At 34.8% G+C, this 16,964-nt stretch carries 17 protein-coding genes, 1 pseudogene and 1 riboswitch; of the genes and pseudogenes, 10 read left to right on the top strand and 8 right to left on the bottom strand.

The annotated features are described in order from the left end of the window. Window positions 1–6 precede the first annotated feature (6 nt). The gene (locus BWGOE10_RS34035; protein ID WP_354267861.1) at window positions 7–90 is read left to right on the top strand and encodes a hypothetical protein; all 84 of its coding nucleotides are present in this window, start codon (window positions 7–9) and stop codon (window positions 88–90) included. Between the two features lie 34 nt (window positions 91–124). On the opposite strand, the pseudogene BWGOE10_RS15225 reads toward BWGOE10_RS34035, so the two are convergent. After that, window positions 125–817 (bottom strand): annotated as a pseudogene (locus tag BWGOE10_RS15225) (peptide MFS transporter); the annotation flags it as partial. Between the two features lie 534 nt (window positions 818–1,351). Between BWGOE10_RS15225 and BWGOE10_RS15220 the strand changes: the two are divergent. The 4 genes from BWGOE10_RS15220 (at window position 1,352) to BWGOE10_RS15205 (ending at window position 5,797) form a co-directional block, all read left to right on the top strand. Then, complete coding sequence (locus BWGOE10_RS15220) at window positions 1,352–2,080, top strand: NAD-dependent protein deacylase (protein WP_070143863.1); 729 nt, start codon at window positions 1,352–1,354, stop codon at window positions 2,078–2,080. A 257-nt stretch (window positions 2,081–2,337) separates the two neighbouring features. Continuing rightward, the gene (locus tag BWGOE10_RS15215; RefSeq protein WP_171903118.1) at window positions 2,338–4,512 is read left to right on the top strand and encodes a peptidoglycan D,D-transpeptidase FtsI family protein; all 2,175 of its coding nucleotides are present in this window, start codon (window positions 2,338–2,340) and stop codon (window positions 4,510–4,512) included. A gap of 95 nt (window positions 4,513–4,607) precedes the next feature. Then, window positions 4,608–5,129, top strand: coding sequence for a signal peptidase I (gene lepB / locus BWGOE10_RS15210; RefSeq protein ID WP_070143859.1), 522 nt, complete (start codon window positions 4,608–4,610; stop codon window positions 5,127–5,129). A gap of 143 nt (window positions 5,130–5,272) precedes the next feature. Beyond that, window positions 5,273–5,797: an NUDIX hydrolase gene (locus BWGOE10_RS15205; RefSeq protein WP_070143856.1), complete on the top strand. Its 525-nt coding sequence runs from the start codon at window positions 5,273–5,275 to the stop codon at window positions 5,795–5,797. 82 nt (window positions 5,798–5,879) lie between these two features. Here the strand turns inward: BWGOE10_RS15205 and BWGOE10_RS15200 are convergent, their stop codons facing one another. Further along, window positions 5,880–6,641 carry a class I SAM-dependent methyltransferase gene (locus BWGOE10_RS15200; RefSeq protein WP_070143854.1) on the bottom strand — a complete coding sequence of 254 codons (762 nt, stop codon included), beginning with the start codon at window positions 6,639–6,641 and terminating at the stop codon, window positions 5,880–5,882. A 194-nt stretch (window positions 6,642–6,835) separates the two neighbouring features. On the opposite strand from BWGOE10_RS15200, the gene BWGOE10_RS15195 reads away from it, so the two are divergent. Next, window positions 6,836–7,327 (top strand): DUF2716 domain-containing protein, encoded by a 492-nt coding sequence (locus BWGOE10_RS15195; RefSeq protein ID WP_070143852.1) that lies wholly within the window; start codon window positions 6,836–6,838, stop codon window positions 7,325–7,327. 64 nt (window positions 7,328–7,391) lie between these two features. Here BWGOE10_RS15195 and BWGOE10_RS15190 read toward each other — a convergent pair whose 3' ends face one another. The 3 genes from BWGOE10_RS15190 to BWGOE10_RS15180 form a co-directional block, all read right to left on the bottom strand. After that, a complete protein-coding gene (locus BWGOE10_RS15190; protein ID WP_070143850.1) occupies window positions 7,392–8,162 on the bottom strand; it encodes a DNA alkylation repair protein in 771 nt (256 codons plus the stop codon). A 32-nt stretch (window positions 8,163–8,194) separates the two neighbouring features. Continuing rightward, window positions 8,195–8,500: an iron-sulfur cluster biosynthesis family protein gene (locus BWGOE10_RS15185; protein WP_070143848.1), complete on the bottom strand. Its 306-nt coding sequence runs from the start codon at window positions 8,498–8,500 to the stop codon at window positions 8,195–8,197. Window positions 8,501–8,623: 123 nt separating this feature from the next. Further along, complete coding sequence (locus BWGOE10_RS15180) at window positions 8,624–10,090, bottom strand: amino acid permease (RefSeq protein ID WP_070143846.1); 1,467 nt, start codon at window positions 10,088–10,090, stop codon at window positions 8,624–8,626. 112 nt (window positions 10,091–10,202) lie between these two features. After that, window positions 10,203–10,396, bottom strand: a riboswitch (Lysine riboswitch). Window positions 10,397–10,782: 386 nt separating this feature from the next. Between BWGOE10_RS15180 and BWGOE10_RS15175 the strand changes: the two genes are divergently transcribed. Beyond that, window positions 10,783–11,232, top strand: a complete 450-nt coding sequence (locus tag BWGOE10_RS15175) for a GNAT family N-acetyltransferase (RefSeq protein ID WP_070143844.1) — start codon at window positions 10,783–10,785, stop codon at window positions 11,230–11,232. A 40-nt stretch (window positions 11,233–11,272) separates the two neighbouring features. Here BWGOE10_RS15175 and BWGOE10_RS15170 read toward each other — a convergent pair whose 3' ends face one another. Next, window positions 11,273–12,166, bottom strand: a complete 894-nt coding sequence (locus BWGOE10_RS15170; RefSeq protein WP_070143842.1) for a sulfite exporter TauE/SafE family protein — start codon at window positions 12,164–12,166, stop codon at window positions 11,273–11,275. A gap of 204 nt (window positions 12,167–12,370) precedes the next feature. Here BWGOE10_RS15170 and BWGOE10_RS15165 point away from each other — a divergent pair, with 204 nt between their 5' ends. Genes BWGOE10_RS15165 through BWGOE10_RS15155 form a run of 3 tightly spaced genes read left to right on the top strand, consistent with a single transcriptional unit; the run spans window position 12,371 to window position 14,878 of the window. Next, window positions 12,371–13,171 (top strand): VOC family protein, encoded by an 801-nt coding sequence (locus BWGOE10_RS15165; RefSeq protein WP_070143840.1) that lies wholly within the window; start codon window positions 12,371–12,373, stop codon window positions 13,169–13,171. An 11-nt stretch (window positions 13,172–13,182) separates the two neighbouring features. Further along, window positions 13,183–14,121 carry an aminoglycoside phosphotransferase family protein gene (locus tag BWGOE10_RS15160; RefSeq protein WP_070143838.1) on the top strand — a complete coding sequence of 313 codons (939 nt, stop codon included), beginning with the start codon at window positions 13,183–13,185 and terminating at the stop codon, window positions 14,119–14,121. A 13-nt stretch (window positions 14,122–14,134) separates the two neighbouring features. After that, entirely contained in the window at window positions 14,135–14,878 is a 744-nt protein-coding gene (locus BWGOE10_RS15155) for a metallophosphoesterase family protein (RefSeq protein ID WP_070143836.1), read from the top strand. Window positions 14,879–14,942: 64 nt separating this feature from the next. On the opposite strand, the gene BWGOE10_RS15150 is transcribed toward BWGOE10_RS15155, so the two are convergent. Together BWGOE10_RS15150 and BWGOE10_RS15145 are read right to left on the bottom strand one after the other, a co-directional pair. Then, window positions 14,943–16,196 (bottom strand): MFS transporter, encoded by a 1,254-nt coding sequence (locus tag BWGOE10_RS15150; protein ID WP_081338141.1) that lies wholly within the window; start codon window positions 16,194–16,196, stop codon window positions 14,943–14,945. Further along, a complete protein-coding gene (locus BWGOE10_RS15145; RefSeq protein WP_070143832.1) occupies window positions 16,193–16,774 on the bottom strand; it encodes a winged helix-turn-helix domain-containing protein in 582 nt (193 codons plus the stop codon). Before BWGOE10_RS15145 ends, BWGOE10_RS15150 begins: the two co-directional genes overlap by 4 nt. Window positions 16,775–16,964: the final 190 nt, after the last annotated feature.

Raw genomic sequence — 16,964 nt, 5'->3', positions numbered from 1 at the left:
GAGTATATTTATTTTTATAACTATAAACGGTTCCAAAAACGACTCAACCACCGAGCTCCGATAGAATATCGAATCTCGATGGCTGCTTAGTCTTTTTAATATTGTCTACTTGACAGGGATAAGACCAATTAATAGTCTTTTTTCTTTCCGAATCTGATAATGGATTAGGTACTTGTGTACCGACTAGACCAAGGTTTTTCTGTTTTGTTCCAACAAATACCCCTAACCCAATTGCCATACCAATTGCCGCAACTCCAAAACCAAGGTGGAAATTATATTGCTGACCTAATGTTCCGACAACTAAAGGTGCAAGTAAGGCACCTAAGTTAATACCCATGTAGAATATACTGAACCCTGAGTCACGACGCGCATCTGTTTTACTGTATAAACTTCCTACGATGTTCGATATGTTAGGCTTTAACAACCCTGTTCCTAGAATTAAGAAGACCATAGAGATAAATAACGCACTTTTACTACCCGGTAAAGCTAAAATAAGATGGCCAATCATAATTAAAACGCCACCAAAGAATACGGTTTTACTTGGACCAAATAAACGATCCGATATCCATCCACCGATAATACTAGACATGAACAGTAAGGAACCGTAAATTGCCATTATCGAGGTTGCGGTAGATTGATCAATTCCTAATCCACCTTTTGCGACCGAATAGTACATATAATACAGCAAAATAGCTCTCATTCCGTAATGAGAAAACCTTTCCCAAAACTCAGTGAAGAATAAAGTGAATAATCCTTTTGGATGCCCCAAAAATCCTGTTTGAGGAATACTTTGAACAAGTTCGTTTTTTTCTTTCATAATGTTAATATTACCCCTTATTAATTTTTGATATTATACAAGTATAACTTAAGAGGCTCCCAGTAGTCCATAACTATCTAAGCCCATCGATGAAGAAAAGCAGCCTTCTGGCTGCTTTCTAAATGAATTGAAAAATCGTCATTTGCTCATTATACACACCTTTCACTGAATCTACCTCTAAACAATCCAGAATTGATTGTGAGAGTGCTTTAGCTTACGCCATTACCAACAAGTGTATCTTTGTGTTTCCTAGCAAGGCCGACTACATTTTCCATAACATAATCAGTTGTGAATTCATAAGATAAACAATTATTCTTAGAGCTGGTTTGAATTTTCGAAAGGTTTTATGCCAGTTTGCGGAATTAAAATTAAATAACTGTATTTTAATTGAACAGTAGTTATCTTGGAAACTTTAATTACGCCCAAAAAAGTTTGGGTTTAGATAATGCAACGTAGTAAGTAAACCGAATTGTACAACACCTACTGTAAACAACTGGTATAATAAGTATAGGAATATACATAGAGGTGATTTTTGTGCAGCAATATGAGGAAGTACGTTCAATATTAGAAAAGGCAAAGAAAATTACAGTGTTGACAGGTGCTGGTGCAAGTACGGAAAGTGGAATCCCTGATTTTCGTTCAGCAAATGGATTATATGCTGATACGAATGTAGAGATGTATTTGTCGAGAGGCTATTATAATAGAAATCCGAAAGAGTTTTGGAAGCATTATAAAGAAATCTTTCAAATTAATACGTTTCATCAATATAAACCAAATCGTGGGCATCGCTTTTTAGCAGAGATAGAAGAACAAGGAAAAGACATAACGATTTTAACGCAAAATATTGATGGTTTACATCAAGTAGGTGGTAGTAAACATGTAATTGATTTACATGGAACATTGCAAACAGCGCATTGTCCAAAGTGTAAAACGGGATATGATTTACAATATATGATTGATCATGAAGTGCCGCGTTGTGAGAAGTGTAATTTCATACTAAATCCAGATGTTGTTTTATACGGAGATACGTTACCTCAGTATCAAAATGCGATCAAACGTTTATATGAAACAGATGTACTTCTTGTAATGGGGACGTCACTCAAAGTACAGCCTGTCGCGTCATTCCCAGAAATCGCAAAGAGGGAAGTAGGCGCAACAACAATTTTAGTAAATGAAGAATTAACGGGACAAGAATACAATTTTGATTTTATTTTTCAAAATAAGATTGGTGAATTTGCCAAAGGGTTATCTTCGATTAAATAAGTTTTTGTTTTCGTAAAGAAACTGAGGTGGATGATGTCCACCTCAGTTTTTTTGTATGAATTATATTCATGTTATTGCGTATTAAGGGGAATGGTAATAAATAGGATACGAAATACAAAAACTGAAAATTAAATCTTTTATTTCTTTTGTAATTAATATAAAATTCTATATATATCATAAAATTAAATTTGATACATAATGATGTATTTGATTGTACTGTAGTGAACGTATGTTTTATGTAGAGAAATGTTAATAGAATGAAGCGAGGGAGCAAAATGAGACAGAAAAAGGAGAAGCAGAAACAGTCGAAAAAGAAAAAGACTCATATTCCGTTTCGGTTAAATGTACTATTTTTTATCGTGTTTCTTTTATTTTCAGCTATTATTATTCAATTAGGTAAAGTACAAATCATTGACGGAGAAACGTATCGAAATGAAGTGAATAAAAAGGAAGATGTAACGGTGAGTACTCCAGTTCCGAGAGGGAAGATGTTTGACCGGGAAGGGAAAGTTATTGTAAATAATAAACCGTTACGAACTGTTACATATACGAAGATGAAAGGAGTGGACTCAAAAGAGGTTTTAATAGTGGCAAGAAATTTAGCAAAGCTAATTGAAATGCCACAAGAAGATATGGACAAGTTAACAGAGACAGATAAAAAAGATTTTTGGATGCAGTTAAACGAAAAGCGTGCAGCAACAAAAGTAACGAAAGAAGATGAGAGTAAATTTAGGAAGCAGGAAATAGAAGGGAAAGACTTAGATAAGAAAGTAGAAGAGTTGAGACGAGAAAGAATTACACAAGAAGAATTAAACGAGCTTTCGAAAGAGGATATAGAAGTACTAGCAATTAAAAGTAAAATGAATGCGGGATATAAAATGACGCCACAAATCGTCAAAAAAGATGTAAGTCAAAATGAATACGCAGTAGTGAGTGAAAGATTATCGATCTTGCCAGGCGTAGATACGACTGTGGATTGGGAGCGCGAATATCCAAATGATAAAATACTACGTTCTGTACTTGGTAGTGTTTCTACTGAGAATGAGGGATTACCAAGGGAGCAATTAGACTATTATTTAGTACGAGATTATAACAGAAATGATCGTATTGGTAAGAGTTACATCGAAAAACAATACGAAGATGTGTTACATGGAACGAAAGAACAGTCTAAAAATATTACTGATAAAGCTGGGAATATTATTCGGACTGAAAAAGTGACAAAAGGAAAAAGTGGAAATAATTTAATGTTAACAGTTGATATGGATTTACAGAAAAAGGTGGAGGAAAGTCTTGAAAGAAATTTAAGGGCATTTCATTCTTCTGAACCGATGATGGATCGTGCATTCGTCGTTATGATGAATCCGAAAAATGGTCAAATTCTATCATTAGCAGGAAAGAAAATTGTAAATAAAGACGGCGGGATGCAAATAGAAGACTACGCTTTAGGAACGATGATAAGCTCTTATGAGTTAGGATCAACGGTCAAAGGAGCTACGTTATTAGCTGGATATCAAGCAGGGGTGATTAAGCCATATACGCATTTCTTTGATGCACCAATGTACTTTAAAGGAAGTTCGAAGCCGAAGAAATCTTGGAAAGAATTTGGAGATATTGATGATTTAAGAGCTTTGCAAGTTTCATCGAACGTATATATGTTTAATACAGCTTTAAAAATGGCAGGTATTGATTATGTACCAAACAGTCCGTTAGATATTAAACAAGAAACGTTCAATAAAATGCGTTATTATTTTAGACAATTTGGTTTAGGTGCACCAACCGGTATTGACTTGCCAAATGAATCGATTGGTCAAATGGGTAGAACCGATAATATACCTGGTTTTTTACTTGATTATGCGATTGGGCAATATGATACATATACGCCGCTGCAGCTTGCGCAATATATGTCAACGATTGCAAATGGTGGTTACCGAATGAAACCACAAATTGTACAAGAAATTAGAGAGCAGCCAAATAGACCAGAGGAAGTCGGAAAAGTTATTCACTCAATGGAACCAGTCGTGTTAAACAGAGTGGATATGGATCTGTCATATATAAATCATGTGAAAGAAGGATTTAGAAGAGTTTTCCAGGAGGTTGATGGGACAGGTACTGGAACTTTTAAAGGTTTACCTTATAAACCGGCTGGAAAAACAGGAACAGCAGAAACAGTGTACGGTGGAGAAAGTGATATTGGCAGAGATGAAAACAACTATCGAAAAAAATGTTATAATTTAACTCTCGCCGGGTATGCGCCATATGATGCTGATCCGGAAGTCGCTTTTTCTGTTGTTGTGCCATGGGTGAATAATGATAAATCAGGTATTAATTCTGCAATTGGTAAAGAGATTTTGGATGCATATTTTGATTTGAAAACGCAGCGATCGGGTGTAAGTCTAGTCCCAGTAGCACAACAGCCGAGTACGGCACAGTAAAATAAAATTCAAATTGTAGTATATCACTGCGCAAATGAACAGGTGCAGTGATATATTTTTGAATTGAAAAGTGTTTTGATAAGGTGGGAATAGATATGAAAGAGGAGATTAAGAGAGGTTGGGGAAAATACATACTATTTATATTTGTCCTAGTAGTAACGTACCAGTCTTTCACTTTATGTAAAGTGGAAGGAAAATCAATGCAGCCAACATTACATGAAGAAGACTACGTATTTGTAAATAAAGCCGCTGTACATTTTTCTAGCTTACAGCACGGAGAAATTGTCATTATTAAGGAAGTAGATGGATCGAAATATTATGTAAAACGCGTAATAGGACTTCCTGGTGACATAATTAACATAATGAATGGAACTGTATACGTAAATGACAAAAAGCAAGATGAATCTTATATAAATAAAGATTTATACAACAATACACAAGTGTTTTACAACTTTCAAAAGACAAAGATTCCGCCAAATAAGTTATTTGTAATGGGAGACAATCGTGAGCATAGTAAGGATAGTCGAAATGGTTTAGGTTATATTGAAGAAGATAACGTTATTGGTAAGGTGGAATTTATATATTATCCTTTTTCGAAAATGAAAATACTAGACTAGTTTAGTATTTTTATTTTATTTTCATCAAAAAACAATCAATGAATTAAAGGGACCTTTTAATCCGTAGGTGCTCCTATAAAGAGGATGATAATTAACGCTTTTATAGTAAGTTAACGGCTAGGAAATAGAAAGGATATGACGATATGTATAAGTACACAATATGCTTCATTAGAAAAGGGGATAACATACTCCTTTTAAATAGAAACAAAAAGCCAACAATGGGAATGTGGAATGGCGTTGGAGGGAAAATCGAGGATAATGAAACTCCATACCAAGGAATAATTAGAGAAACGTTTGAGGAAACGGGTATAGAGCTTCATAGTGCAACGTATAAAGGGAATGTTATCTTTAAAGATAAAGACGAACCTCAGGATAGTGAGGGAATGTATGTATTCCTTGCTGATTTACCAGATAGAGTACATATTGATACGCCAGTAAGCACAGATGAAGGTATATTAGAATGGAAGTCAATTGATTGGATATTAGATGGTGATAATAGAGGTGTAGTTAGCAATTTGCAAAGATATTTACCAAGAGTATTAAAAGAAGAAAACAAATTAGAGCATACATTCACGTATGATAACCGGAATATTATTGATTATACAACTACACTTTTGACAGAAGATGATACGAAAAAACGATATGTAAAACATCTCGTTTCTCAATAGGAAAAGATGCGTTAAAATACTAAGAAAAAGCCAAATCCTTTATTGGGATTTGGCTTTTTTGTAGGGAATGCTAATTCAAGGTTTACTCTTCATAATTTGCTTTAATAATAAAGCGGTGTTGCTTCACATCGAAATATCCTTTTTGCAAGATAATTTCATGTATACGATACAATTCCTCGGTATAGCTGTCTACTGTAAAATCAGGAATTTGCCACGGAATTGCTTTTAAGTAATAGACAACAGCACCGACATCATAAAAACGCTGAAGAGGGAACTCTTCCTTCGCTTCCAAAATAGTCAATCCATTATCCTTTAGTTCATTACATGCCATTTTGAGTGACCAACTTGAAAATTCGCTATTAAGTGGTGTGCCAAACTGCTCATTAAGCTCCGCACAATCAAGACCGCCAACTTGTTGAGTAAGGAATATACCATTTGGAGAAAGAATTCTTTTTACTTCGGAAGCAGCATATGATTCATGTTGATTCACAATTAAATCAAATTGACTATCTTGAAATGGTAAAGTATCATCAGTCACTTCTACGAGTGTAACTCCTAAAGGTTCTAATTTCTTTCGTGCAATTGGTACATTAGGAGCGTAGCCTTCAGTCGCATAAATAGTTGGCGGGAACGGTTGTAACATAGATAAAAACTCTCCGCCGCCAGTCCCCATATCTAGCATTGATTTTGCACGCTGCATTAGCTGGAAGGCTGTGCTACCGTATGACCATGATAAAGGCTCGCTATTCATACGGCCAGTTTCTGAAATGAAAGAAAAATCCCAGCCACTAAAATTTGTATTTGCACTTTCTAAAAAAGTTGGAAATAATGGATCACGTTTCATAATTATGTCCTCCTATTTTTTAAAATGAGTGATATGATGAGAAAAAAGGGAGGACCTCTTATTAAGGAGAAGCAGTTTTACGTTTCGTGTTCGAATAGATTCATAGAAATTCGCTCCTTGTGAGAATAGTTATTTATATATTCGGGATAACCAAGAGGAAATCCTTTGAAATTATAAGGGAAGGCAGTTGTTTAATGAAAAATTGGATGAAGTTTACAGACAAAGAGAGCGATCAAATATGGGATAGGGTATATAGTGATTTTGAGTTTTCACCAAGTATTTCTATATTCCCATCATTTAAGGTGCCAAGTCCTTTTGTGACATATGATATTTCTCATTGCTTTGGAGAATCGGTAGATTTAAATGTATATGACGATCTGGAAGAAAAAGCATTACTAGTTTTTAAAGAGAATACGGTATCGAATGAATATATAATGGCACTTGATTGGCAACATGAGTGTTATTGGGTGAATCCACATTTAAAGTTCGATAGAAATGAATTTGATGAGTGGACAATCCCGATTTTTCCAAATGGAGATTATTATTTCTTTATTCAGAAGGACTTTAAGTGGGGCTATTTAGGGCATCCGTGGGAGGAGAGTATAACGATATTTGGAAAAGAATTAATAGAGAGCTTTGAACAATGTAAGCCAGAAATGTTTCAAAATATTTTAAGGCAGGGATAATGTTTTAAAGAGAAAAAACGCTTATACTTCATTTTTGAAGTATAAGCGTTTTTGTTTAAAATACTTAAAAACAAAAATCTTTTGGTAAAGTGCCACTTTTTATCACCGTTCTTAACCCATGTTTCATAATCCAAGGATTAACAGGATGTTTTTTATCTAGCAATCCCTGCAACCATTGAAAAACGAGTTCTTTATCTTCTTTCGTAATATCGTTAATATGATTGGCTACTGATTTTTGAACATATTTAGAAGGGTCATTCATTAATGGCTCTAAAAGCTTTAGATTGTTCTTAAAGTCACCTTTCAAAGCCCCAATTTTTTTAGCCCAAGGAAGTCTTGGTCTAGTACCTTCTGAAACTAATCTCCTGATGTGGCTGTTTTCGTCACGTAACCACTGTTGCAATATGTCCAAAGTTTCTTCATGGTATTTTTCAAGATAAGGACGAATAGCATATTCAGCAGTATTTCTTTTTGTTATTTCATACATTGCATTAAATGAGGATTCAAAATCGTTAAGCCCATATTTTTCAACGTATTTTGCAATAGGCATGTACACGTATCCGTTTGTAAATGTACCTACTTCTGTTGTATTTTCTGGTCCCAATGTTTTCAGTAATATATGTATTGCTTCATTAAAATCTTTTTGTAATGCATTGTGTAATTCATCTGCTATTACTTCTACACGTTGTTTTAACTCTAAATTTTCAACTTTACATGTTACAGAATCTACAAAGCTTTTTTTAGAGAAATTAGGATCATGTTTAGAAATAGAATCAGCCATTTTTTCTGCTAATTCTTTGTTGAATAAAAATTTTAATGGAACGTATTTACTCATTTTTTCACCTCAGCGGTCTGACAAAAACAATTTTATTTTTTAATCGACAATCCATAAACCAAAGTCTCACTCGGAGTCGTAATACTAAAACCAGTCGTCTTATAATCAAGTTTCACCGTATCACCAGTGTAATCTTTTGTAAATGAGTCCATTTGTACAATAAGCATTTCATCCTCATATACAACATCATCTGCATTATATGTATCCCAAATTAAATCAACATCAACAAAAATGCTACAAGAGTTTGTCATTGTCCCTCTAATGCGAATAATCTTTTTGTCTTCACGCTCTAGTCTATGTATAGCTGCTATTGCTTCATCAGTAATACGAATGTTCATGTAATCCCAACCTTTAAGTGTATTTACTTTATTATTGCAAAAACAGTGAAAATAGGGAAGGGAGATGAATTGTAATAAAAAACGAGCAAACAAATTTGTTTGCTCGTTTTGCTATACTATATTCTATTTCAGTTCACATTTATCAAGTGGAATGACTTTCGTTTTCTTAGTAAATTTATAGCCTAACCATAGTACTAAGAAGAGTGGTAAACCGATGTAAGAAACGAGTACACCGTTCCAGTCGATAGATGCTCCCGTAAATGCTCCGTAGTTTTGACCTAAAATAACGATAACACAAAGTGTAAATGCAAAGATTGGACCGAACGGGAACCATTTTGCTCTGTACGGTAAATCTTTTAAATCTTTCCCTTGTGCAACATAAGCTTTTCGGAAACGGTAATGACTAACAGCAATTCCTACCCAAGCAATAAATCCTGACATTCCAGAAGCGTTTAATAACCAAATGTATACAACACCGTCACCGTATAAAGAAGCGATGAAAGCGACGCTACCAACTACTGATGTTGCGATTAATGCGTTAACAGGTACACCGCGGCTATCTAATTTGCCTAAGAACTTTGGTGCTTTCCCTTGGCGAGCTAAATCCCAAAGCATACGAGTTGATGCGTACATACCAGAGTTACCAGCAGATAGAACTGCAGTTAAAATAACAGCGTTCATAACAGAAGCAGCGAAGGCAACGCCCGCTTTTTCAAATACAAGTGTAAATGGACTTACTGTAACATCACTTGCTGCAAGGCTATCAGTCGTATAAGGAATTAATAAACCGATAACGAGAATTGCTAAAATATAGAATAATATAATGCGCCAAAAGATAGAACGAATTGCTTTCGGAATATTGCGTTCTGGATCAGCAGTTTCACCAGCAGCCACTCCTAATAATTCAGTTCCTTGGAATGAGAAACCAGCAGCCATAAATACACCGATAATTGCCATGATGCCACCGTTAAATGGTGCATCTGCAACAGTGAAGTTTTTAAAGCCGACAGCTTCGCCGCCCATAATTCCAAAAATCATCATAAAACCGACAATTAAAAAGATAATAATAGTAACTACTTTAATAAGTGCGAACCAATATTCAGATTCACCAAAACCTTTAACAGATAAATAGTTTAAGAGAAAAATAATAGCTAAACAAAGTCCACTCCAAATAAGAGAAGGGGTATCTGGGAACCAAAATTTCATAATTAATGTTACGGCTGCGAGTTCAGCAGCGATCGTAATCGCCCAGTTATACCAATAGTTCCATCCAAGTGCAAAACCAAGTGATGGATCAACAAATTTTGTTGCATAAGTGCTAAAAGATCCAGTAACAGGCATGTAAGCTGCGAGTTCTGCTAAGCTTGTCATTAAAAAATAAACCATAATTCCAATTGCAGCGTATGCGACTAGTGCACCGCCAGGACCAGCTGAATGGATAACACCACCGCTGGCAAGAAATAGTCCGGTACCGATTGTACCACCGAGAGAAATCATCGTAAGGTGACGAGATTTTAATCCACGTTTTAATTCACCTTGTCCTTGTGTAGTTTGCGTTTTAGAGGTAGTTTGATTCGTTGCGCTATTCATGTTCAACACTCCTTTTCTTGTAAGATAGGAAGGAGCGGGGGAGAAAAATACAAAAAACCACCAAAGGAATTTGGCGGAACGTTTCACAAATAACCACCCCATCATACCCTTCCGTTAAGATAGCACCCCACGTCTACACGGTAATTTTGTAAACGTGACAGTTCTGTTCCTTTCGGAGACAGCCCCAGCTCATATTTCCAGAGAAGAAATATAAACTTCGGCAACTTTTCCTTTCAAACGGAGTCGGGTGACATTCTCTGTGTCTCGTCCGTTTTACTTTTAAAAGTCGCAACCTCTACCTCATCGGATTGATGAGGATTTATATATTGCTAAGATTTTTAATATATGGCAATTGTAATGACTTTCTGAAAATATTGCAAGGAATTTTGTTAGGAAAAGTCAAAAAATATCGGTTATTGTATAGGAAACGCTTGCAAAACTCCACCCGAACCTACTATTATGTAGCAATAAGCAAAGAAAAAATTGTTATACAAATGTTTCGCAAAAAATATTGAAAAACCCTTTAAAATTAAAAGAAAATTCAGAAAATATAATTCGACATAAATATCAAAAGGGGATTAGTTTTATATTTTGTTTCAAAGAATAAACATATGTGCGCGTGAAAAAGAATGAATATTCTATATATTTATAGTAAAATTGTAGTATTGTTTAATTGAAAAGGGGACATCGTTATGAAATTAGAAACGGAAAGATTACATATTATCCCGTGTACGGAAGAATGGGTTCAAATTGCGAATAATCAAGGATACAATAGTGGCCCGCATATTTTAGGGCATATAGAAAATGTGAAACAAGATGCGGCTTTATTACGGTGGGGCGCGTGGTATGTTATTCGGAAAGAGGATGATGTTGTTCTAGGTGATATAGGATTTAAAGGGAAACCGAACGAGCAACATACAGTAGAAATTGGTTACGGATTTATTGAGAAATATTGGAATAAAGGGTATGCAACAGAAGCAGTTAGTGAATTAATGAAATGGGCTTTTCAAACAGGAGAAGTGGAAACGATTATAGCGGAGACACTCCTTGATAACTATAGCTCTATTCGTGTATTAGAGAAATTACATATGAAAAGAGTAAATAGTACTGAAACGATGATAAATTGGAAGATTGAAAAATAAAGAATACCGCTCGAAGTAAATCGGGCGGTATTTTACTTAATTATGGTAGCATTTGTTTTTGATTTGCCGGGTATCCAATTGTTGAATGTTTCGAATGGTTACGGACAGAAATGAAAATAGAGATAATAACGATAAGGCCAACTGCAACATAAGAAAGTGTAATAATAGTTGGATCAACTTTAAATGCTGTAAGTAATGTACGTATATTCGTAAAGATAATAAGTCCGCCAACGAGTACGCCAAGTAAATGCGAAGGAACGATGCGTACTAACCATGCGGCGATTGGTGCGGCAACAATACCACCAAGCATTAGGGCAAATACCCAAACCCAGCTTATTTGTTCCCAACCAAGTGAGATGAAAAAGCCGATTGTTGCAGCGAGTGAAACAGGAAATTCGCTCGTATCTACAGACCCAATAACTTTTCTAGCATCATTTCCTTTTGCAAGAAGAACAGGTGTCGTAATAGGTCCCCAGCCACCACCGCCAGTTGAATCAACAAATCCTGCGAACAAGCCAAGTGGCACAAGTTGTTTAGCAGACATACGCTTATTTGAAGCAACAATTTGTTTTTGAATGATGAATCGTAATAAAATATAAACCCCTAAAGTAAATAAAAATAAGGAAATGTACGGTTTAATAACATCGCCCGGTAAATTACTTAAAAAACATGCTCCGACAAAAGCACCAATCGCTCCTGGCAATGTAAGTCTAGAAACCGTATATTTATCAACGTTTCCGAAGCGTATATGAGATGCGCCGGAAGCAGCAGTTGTGACTACCTCCGCTAAATGAACTGATGCTGAAGCAACAGCTGGTGCAATACCAAACATTAATAATAAAGAGGAAGACGTTACCCCATACGCCATTCCAAGCGCTCCATCAATCAATTGAGCGAAAAATCCGATAATAGCAAAGATAATTAATTTCTGCATAAATAATCCCCCTGTAATAATAAATAAAAAGGCACTTTTCCCGTATGAGAAAAGTGCCTTTGGTTTTTCCAATCAGCAATATTTAAATTTGTTTAATTATAATACATATTAATCGTATAAATCAACTAGGTTTTATTTTTTTTGAATTGAATGAAAGAAAAATAAAATATACAATAAAAGGATGGAGAGAAAGGGGAGAAAGACATGTTAGCATTTGATCATCTCGTTCATGCAGTTCATTGTACGCCTGAGGAGGCGGCAAAACAAATACAGGCACTAGGTTTTCATACTGCGTTAGGCGGTGAGCATACAAACTGGGGTACTTGGAATAGTTTATGTTATTTTGACTTATCATATATAGAATTTTTAGCAGTTCAGCATGAAGAAAAAGCGAAAGAAGCAGAAAATCCATTAGTACAGGAAACGGTCGTGAAATTACAAAATGGAGAAGGAATGCTACAAATCGCAATTCGAACAGATGCAATTGAAGAACTAGTAGTTAAGTTTAGTAAGCATGGATTACATACGATAGGACCATTTGAAGGGAAACGTGTGAGAAAAGATGGTCACCTATTAGAATGGAAAATGTTATTTGTAAAACAGGAAGTGGACGGACCGAAATTACCATTCTTTATACAGTGGAATGAAACGGATGAAGAAAGAAGACACGATTTACGTAAAATAGGGATGATTGCTGAACATCAAAACAAAGTAGAAGAAATTGAAACGATTCATTATGCGGTAAAAAACGTTCGAGAAACAGTTCAGAAATGGAACGAAGTAATGGGGCTTACAGTAAGTGCAGTCATAAGAAATGAAAAGTGGAATGCTGAATGTCAAAGTGTATCGTTTGGAAATATTAGCGTACAATTTTGTGAACCGATTGGGGAAGGGCTAGTAAAAGAACGTTTAATGCAGTACGGGGAATATCCATTTGCGGTGGGGTTTAAAGGGGGAAATAAAAAAGTGCATGAGGTGTTAGGTAGTTTGTACATATATGAATAGAGGTGAACTTTGTGGAGGAAATGTTAAGAGAGATAGAGAGAAAACTAGGGTGGCCTCATATTGTAAAATGTACAGCTATTACAAAAGGTTTTTCACATGAAGAGAAATATAAAGTTGAATTAGAGAATCGAGAAACGTATTTTGTAAAAGTGTGTGATTCTGCTAATTTTGAACGAAAACAAGAAGAATATACGTATATGAAACAGTTGGAGTCATTACATATCCCGACGCCAAAATTAATTCATTTCATAAGACTGGAAGAATTAAATAAATGCGTTCAAATATTTGAATGGATTGACGGAGTAAATGGAGAAGAGAGTTTAGGTAAGTTATCGGTGAAAGAGCAGTATGTTGCGGGGAAAAGAGCTGGAGAAGTTTTAAAGAGAATTCATGCAATAGAAAAAGAGAATGTCATTGATTCGTGGGAAATGTTTCGGTGGAACAAGTACGAGAGATACTTGAAAGCATTAACAGACTTAGAGGTAGACTTTCTAGATATGAAGCCAGTATTAACCTTTGTAGAAAATCATAAGGACTTATTAAAAAATCGTCCAATCACATTTTTACATGATGATTTTCATCCAGCAAATAGTATGATTCATAATAAAGAGTTTATCGTTATCGATTTTGGTGGATATGATTTTGGCGATCCAATACATGATTTTTATAATGTAGCAATTTTTACTACAAGAATAAGCAAACCATTTGCGGTTGGACAAGTTCACGGTTATTGCGGAGGCAATCCGTCACTCCATTTTTGGAAACTGTATTCACTATATGCAGCAATGACATTCCCAGCGGACATCGTATGGACAAACCGAAGTACACCACATTTAGTAGAGGATATGAAAGAGAGATTAAACAGAATTTTAGAAGATCATAATCATTTTTCATCCTATATTCCAAAATGGTATCAATCATATCATGTGGATATAATAAACAATAGATAATGGAGGGTTTCATTTGGATAAAATAGCGGTAATTTCAGATATTCATGGTAATATTCCGGCATTAGAATCCGTACTGAAAGATATTAAATTACGAGGTATTGAGCGTATTATTTGTCTTGGAGATTTAGTAGGAAAAGGCCCTCATTCTAGCGAAGTAATTGAAATTGTTCGTAAAGAATGTGAAGGGGTTGTAATGGGAAACTGGGATGATTTTATTACAAAACCGACTGAATTTGAAGCGTTAAAATGGCATCAAAAACAATTGTCAGAAGAACAAAATGAGTATTTAAGAAGCTTACCATTTTCAATTGAATTTTTTATGAGCGGCAAACTCATTCGTATGTTCCACGCTTCACCGAGAAGTTTGTATGAAAGAATTCAACCACACGCTTCAAGAGAAGAGCGTGTTAGTATGTTCGAAAATAGTGAGTTGACAGAGAATATAGAAGGGGAAAGAAAACCAGATGTTGTTTGCTACGGTGACGTTCATCAAGCATACGTTCAAAATTTTAGGGGGAGAACGTTATGTAATGCTGGTAGCGTAGGAAATCCACTTGAAATTACGCAAGCTTCCTATTTAATTTTTGAAGGAACTTACAATGAAAAAGAAGCAGCGAGCTTTTCCATTCAACTCGTACGTGTACCATATGATATTGAATTAGCCATTCGACTAGCTGAGGAGCTCGATATGCCAGAAATTGAGGAATATAAGCAGGAGTTACGAACTGCTTTGTATCGAGGGTTTAAGGGGAAGTAAGGAATATCATGCATACAAAAACTAGAGGAGAGCCATTCTCTAGTTTTTGTATGCAATCTGCAATTTAACCTCCAATAGTTTCATTATCATATATTCTCTTTGCTTTGTCGGTTGAATTTCTTTTAGAAACAATCACGCCAAAAAATCCACCAATAAGCAATAAACCAGATGAAAAAATAAAAACAAAATTGAGAGGAATAAATCCGGATAGCCAGCCAGATAATAATTGTGAAATAGGTACTGCTCCAAATGATGCTAAAGTAACAAAGCTCATCGTTCTGCCAAGGTTATATGAGGGGACATTGGATTGTATTTTTGAAATCATAATAATGCTAGCGATGCCATTTAAAATGCCGACTATGCCTATAGCAAAAACGACAATAATGAGTGATGGGATAGCTACAAAACAAAGAATAATTCCTTGGAAGATTTCAAGAATATAAAACATCCGAAGTGTTTTATATTCGGTCTTTAACTTTGAAATCATCATCATACCTAGTACAGATCCTATTCCGAAAGCAGCCATAACAATACCCATTTGAGAAGTGCCAATTTTCAAAACTTCTTTCGAATACAAGGGTAATATGATTTGTAATGGACCTACTACAGCTAGCCCACCTAATAAATTAACTATCAAAATAGTTCTTAACCATTTCGCGTTCCAAACTTGTTGGAAACCATCTAAAAAGTCTTTTATAATATGCGATTCTTTCATTTTATTCGTTATAATCTCTTTATTCTTTATTAATATTCCTGTTAAGCAAGCAATTAAATAAGAAAATCCGTTAATGATGAAACCAGTTGTAACGCCAAAATTACTAATTACTAATCCAGCTAAAGGTGGACCTATAAAAATAGCAGTTTGTGAAATGGACTGCACCCAAGCATTCGCTTGTTCTAATTCTGCTACTTCTACAAGTGAAGGGACAATGGAGTTAAATGCAGGATAAAAGAATCCACTAGCCAATCCTGATAAAGAAAGCATTATATAAAGTAAAGGGAAAGTTAAAGAATCGAAAGCTAACAATAATACTAAAATGGATATGATAGCGAAACGGAATAAATCTGTAACCCAAATAATTTGTTTTGCATTCAGACGATCTACAACAACGCCACCCAATAGCAAAATCATAATACGAGGAAGGAACAATGATAATTGGGAAAAGGCCATTTCACTGCCTCTTCCACCCATATCAAATATTAAGTAAATGATGGCGATTTGTTGGAATCCATCACCAATTGTAGATAAGGATTGACCAAAGAAAAACAGAGAAAAATTTCTATTAGCAAAAAGAGAATTGGTCACTATACTTTTCATGAATCACTTTTAAGTCCGTTAGTTGGATTTAAAGGTGTAGGATGAAAGAAATAGCTTAGAGAAAAAGGTGATGAATTTTTGGTAGTCTTTTTCTTTTCTGTTTGTGATCCATTTAATATTTCATGGATTGCAGATAAATGTTTATGAATAGAGCTGATTTCTTCGTTTGTTAACAAAACTTGTTGTTGGAAAATTTGTGAATTGGATAGCGCGCCTTCATAATAATCGATACTTTCTATAAGATTGCGATAAGTTTCATGAAATGTGGATTCGTACAGTTTATGTTCATCTGCTTTAGATAACTCTAGTGATGAAGATAAACGAAAAGAGCGTGCTGAAGCTGCATATTTCTTTTCCACAATTGAACCATGTATTTCTTCTTTTGTTAGTTTAATAATCCCAGCATTAAGCAGTTCCTTAACATGAAAATGTACTTTCGGAGCTGTTTCACCTAACACTTCAGAAATTTGTTTATTCGTTAATTCTTTAGATGATAAGATTGATAGAATACGTTGTCTTAAAGGGTGAGAGAGAGCATGAATTTGTTCACTTGATTCAAGTATCATTTCATATTGCATTAGAAAACCTCCTTGTATGTAATGAATTGAAAATAAAATTTTATCGATAAGTTATTTTTTATCGATTTAAATATAACTTACTAAATGGGAAGAATCAATATTTATTTTGTTTATTCTGAAAATTAAGGTAGGATAAAATAATAGAGTTTAATTGTTTAAAATGGCAGAGGAACTATTTATTGTTAACATA

The organism is Bacillus mycoides (assembly GCF_001757995.1).
Lineage (GTDB): Bacteria > Bacillota > Bacilli > Bacillales > Bacillaceae_G > Bacillus_A > Bacillus_A mycoides_B.
This window is presented reverse-complemented; position numbering and strand designations above follow the sequence as displayed.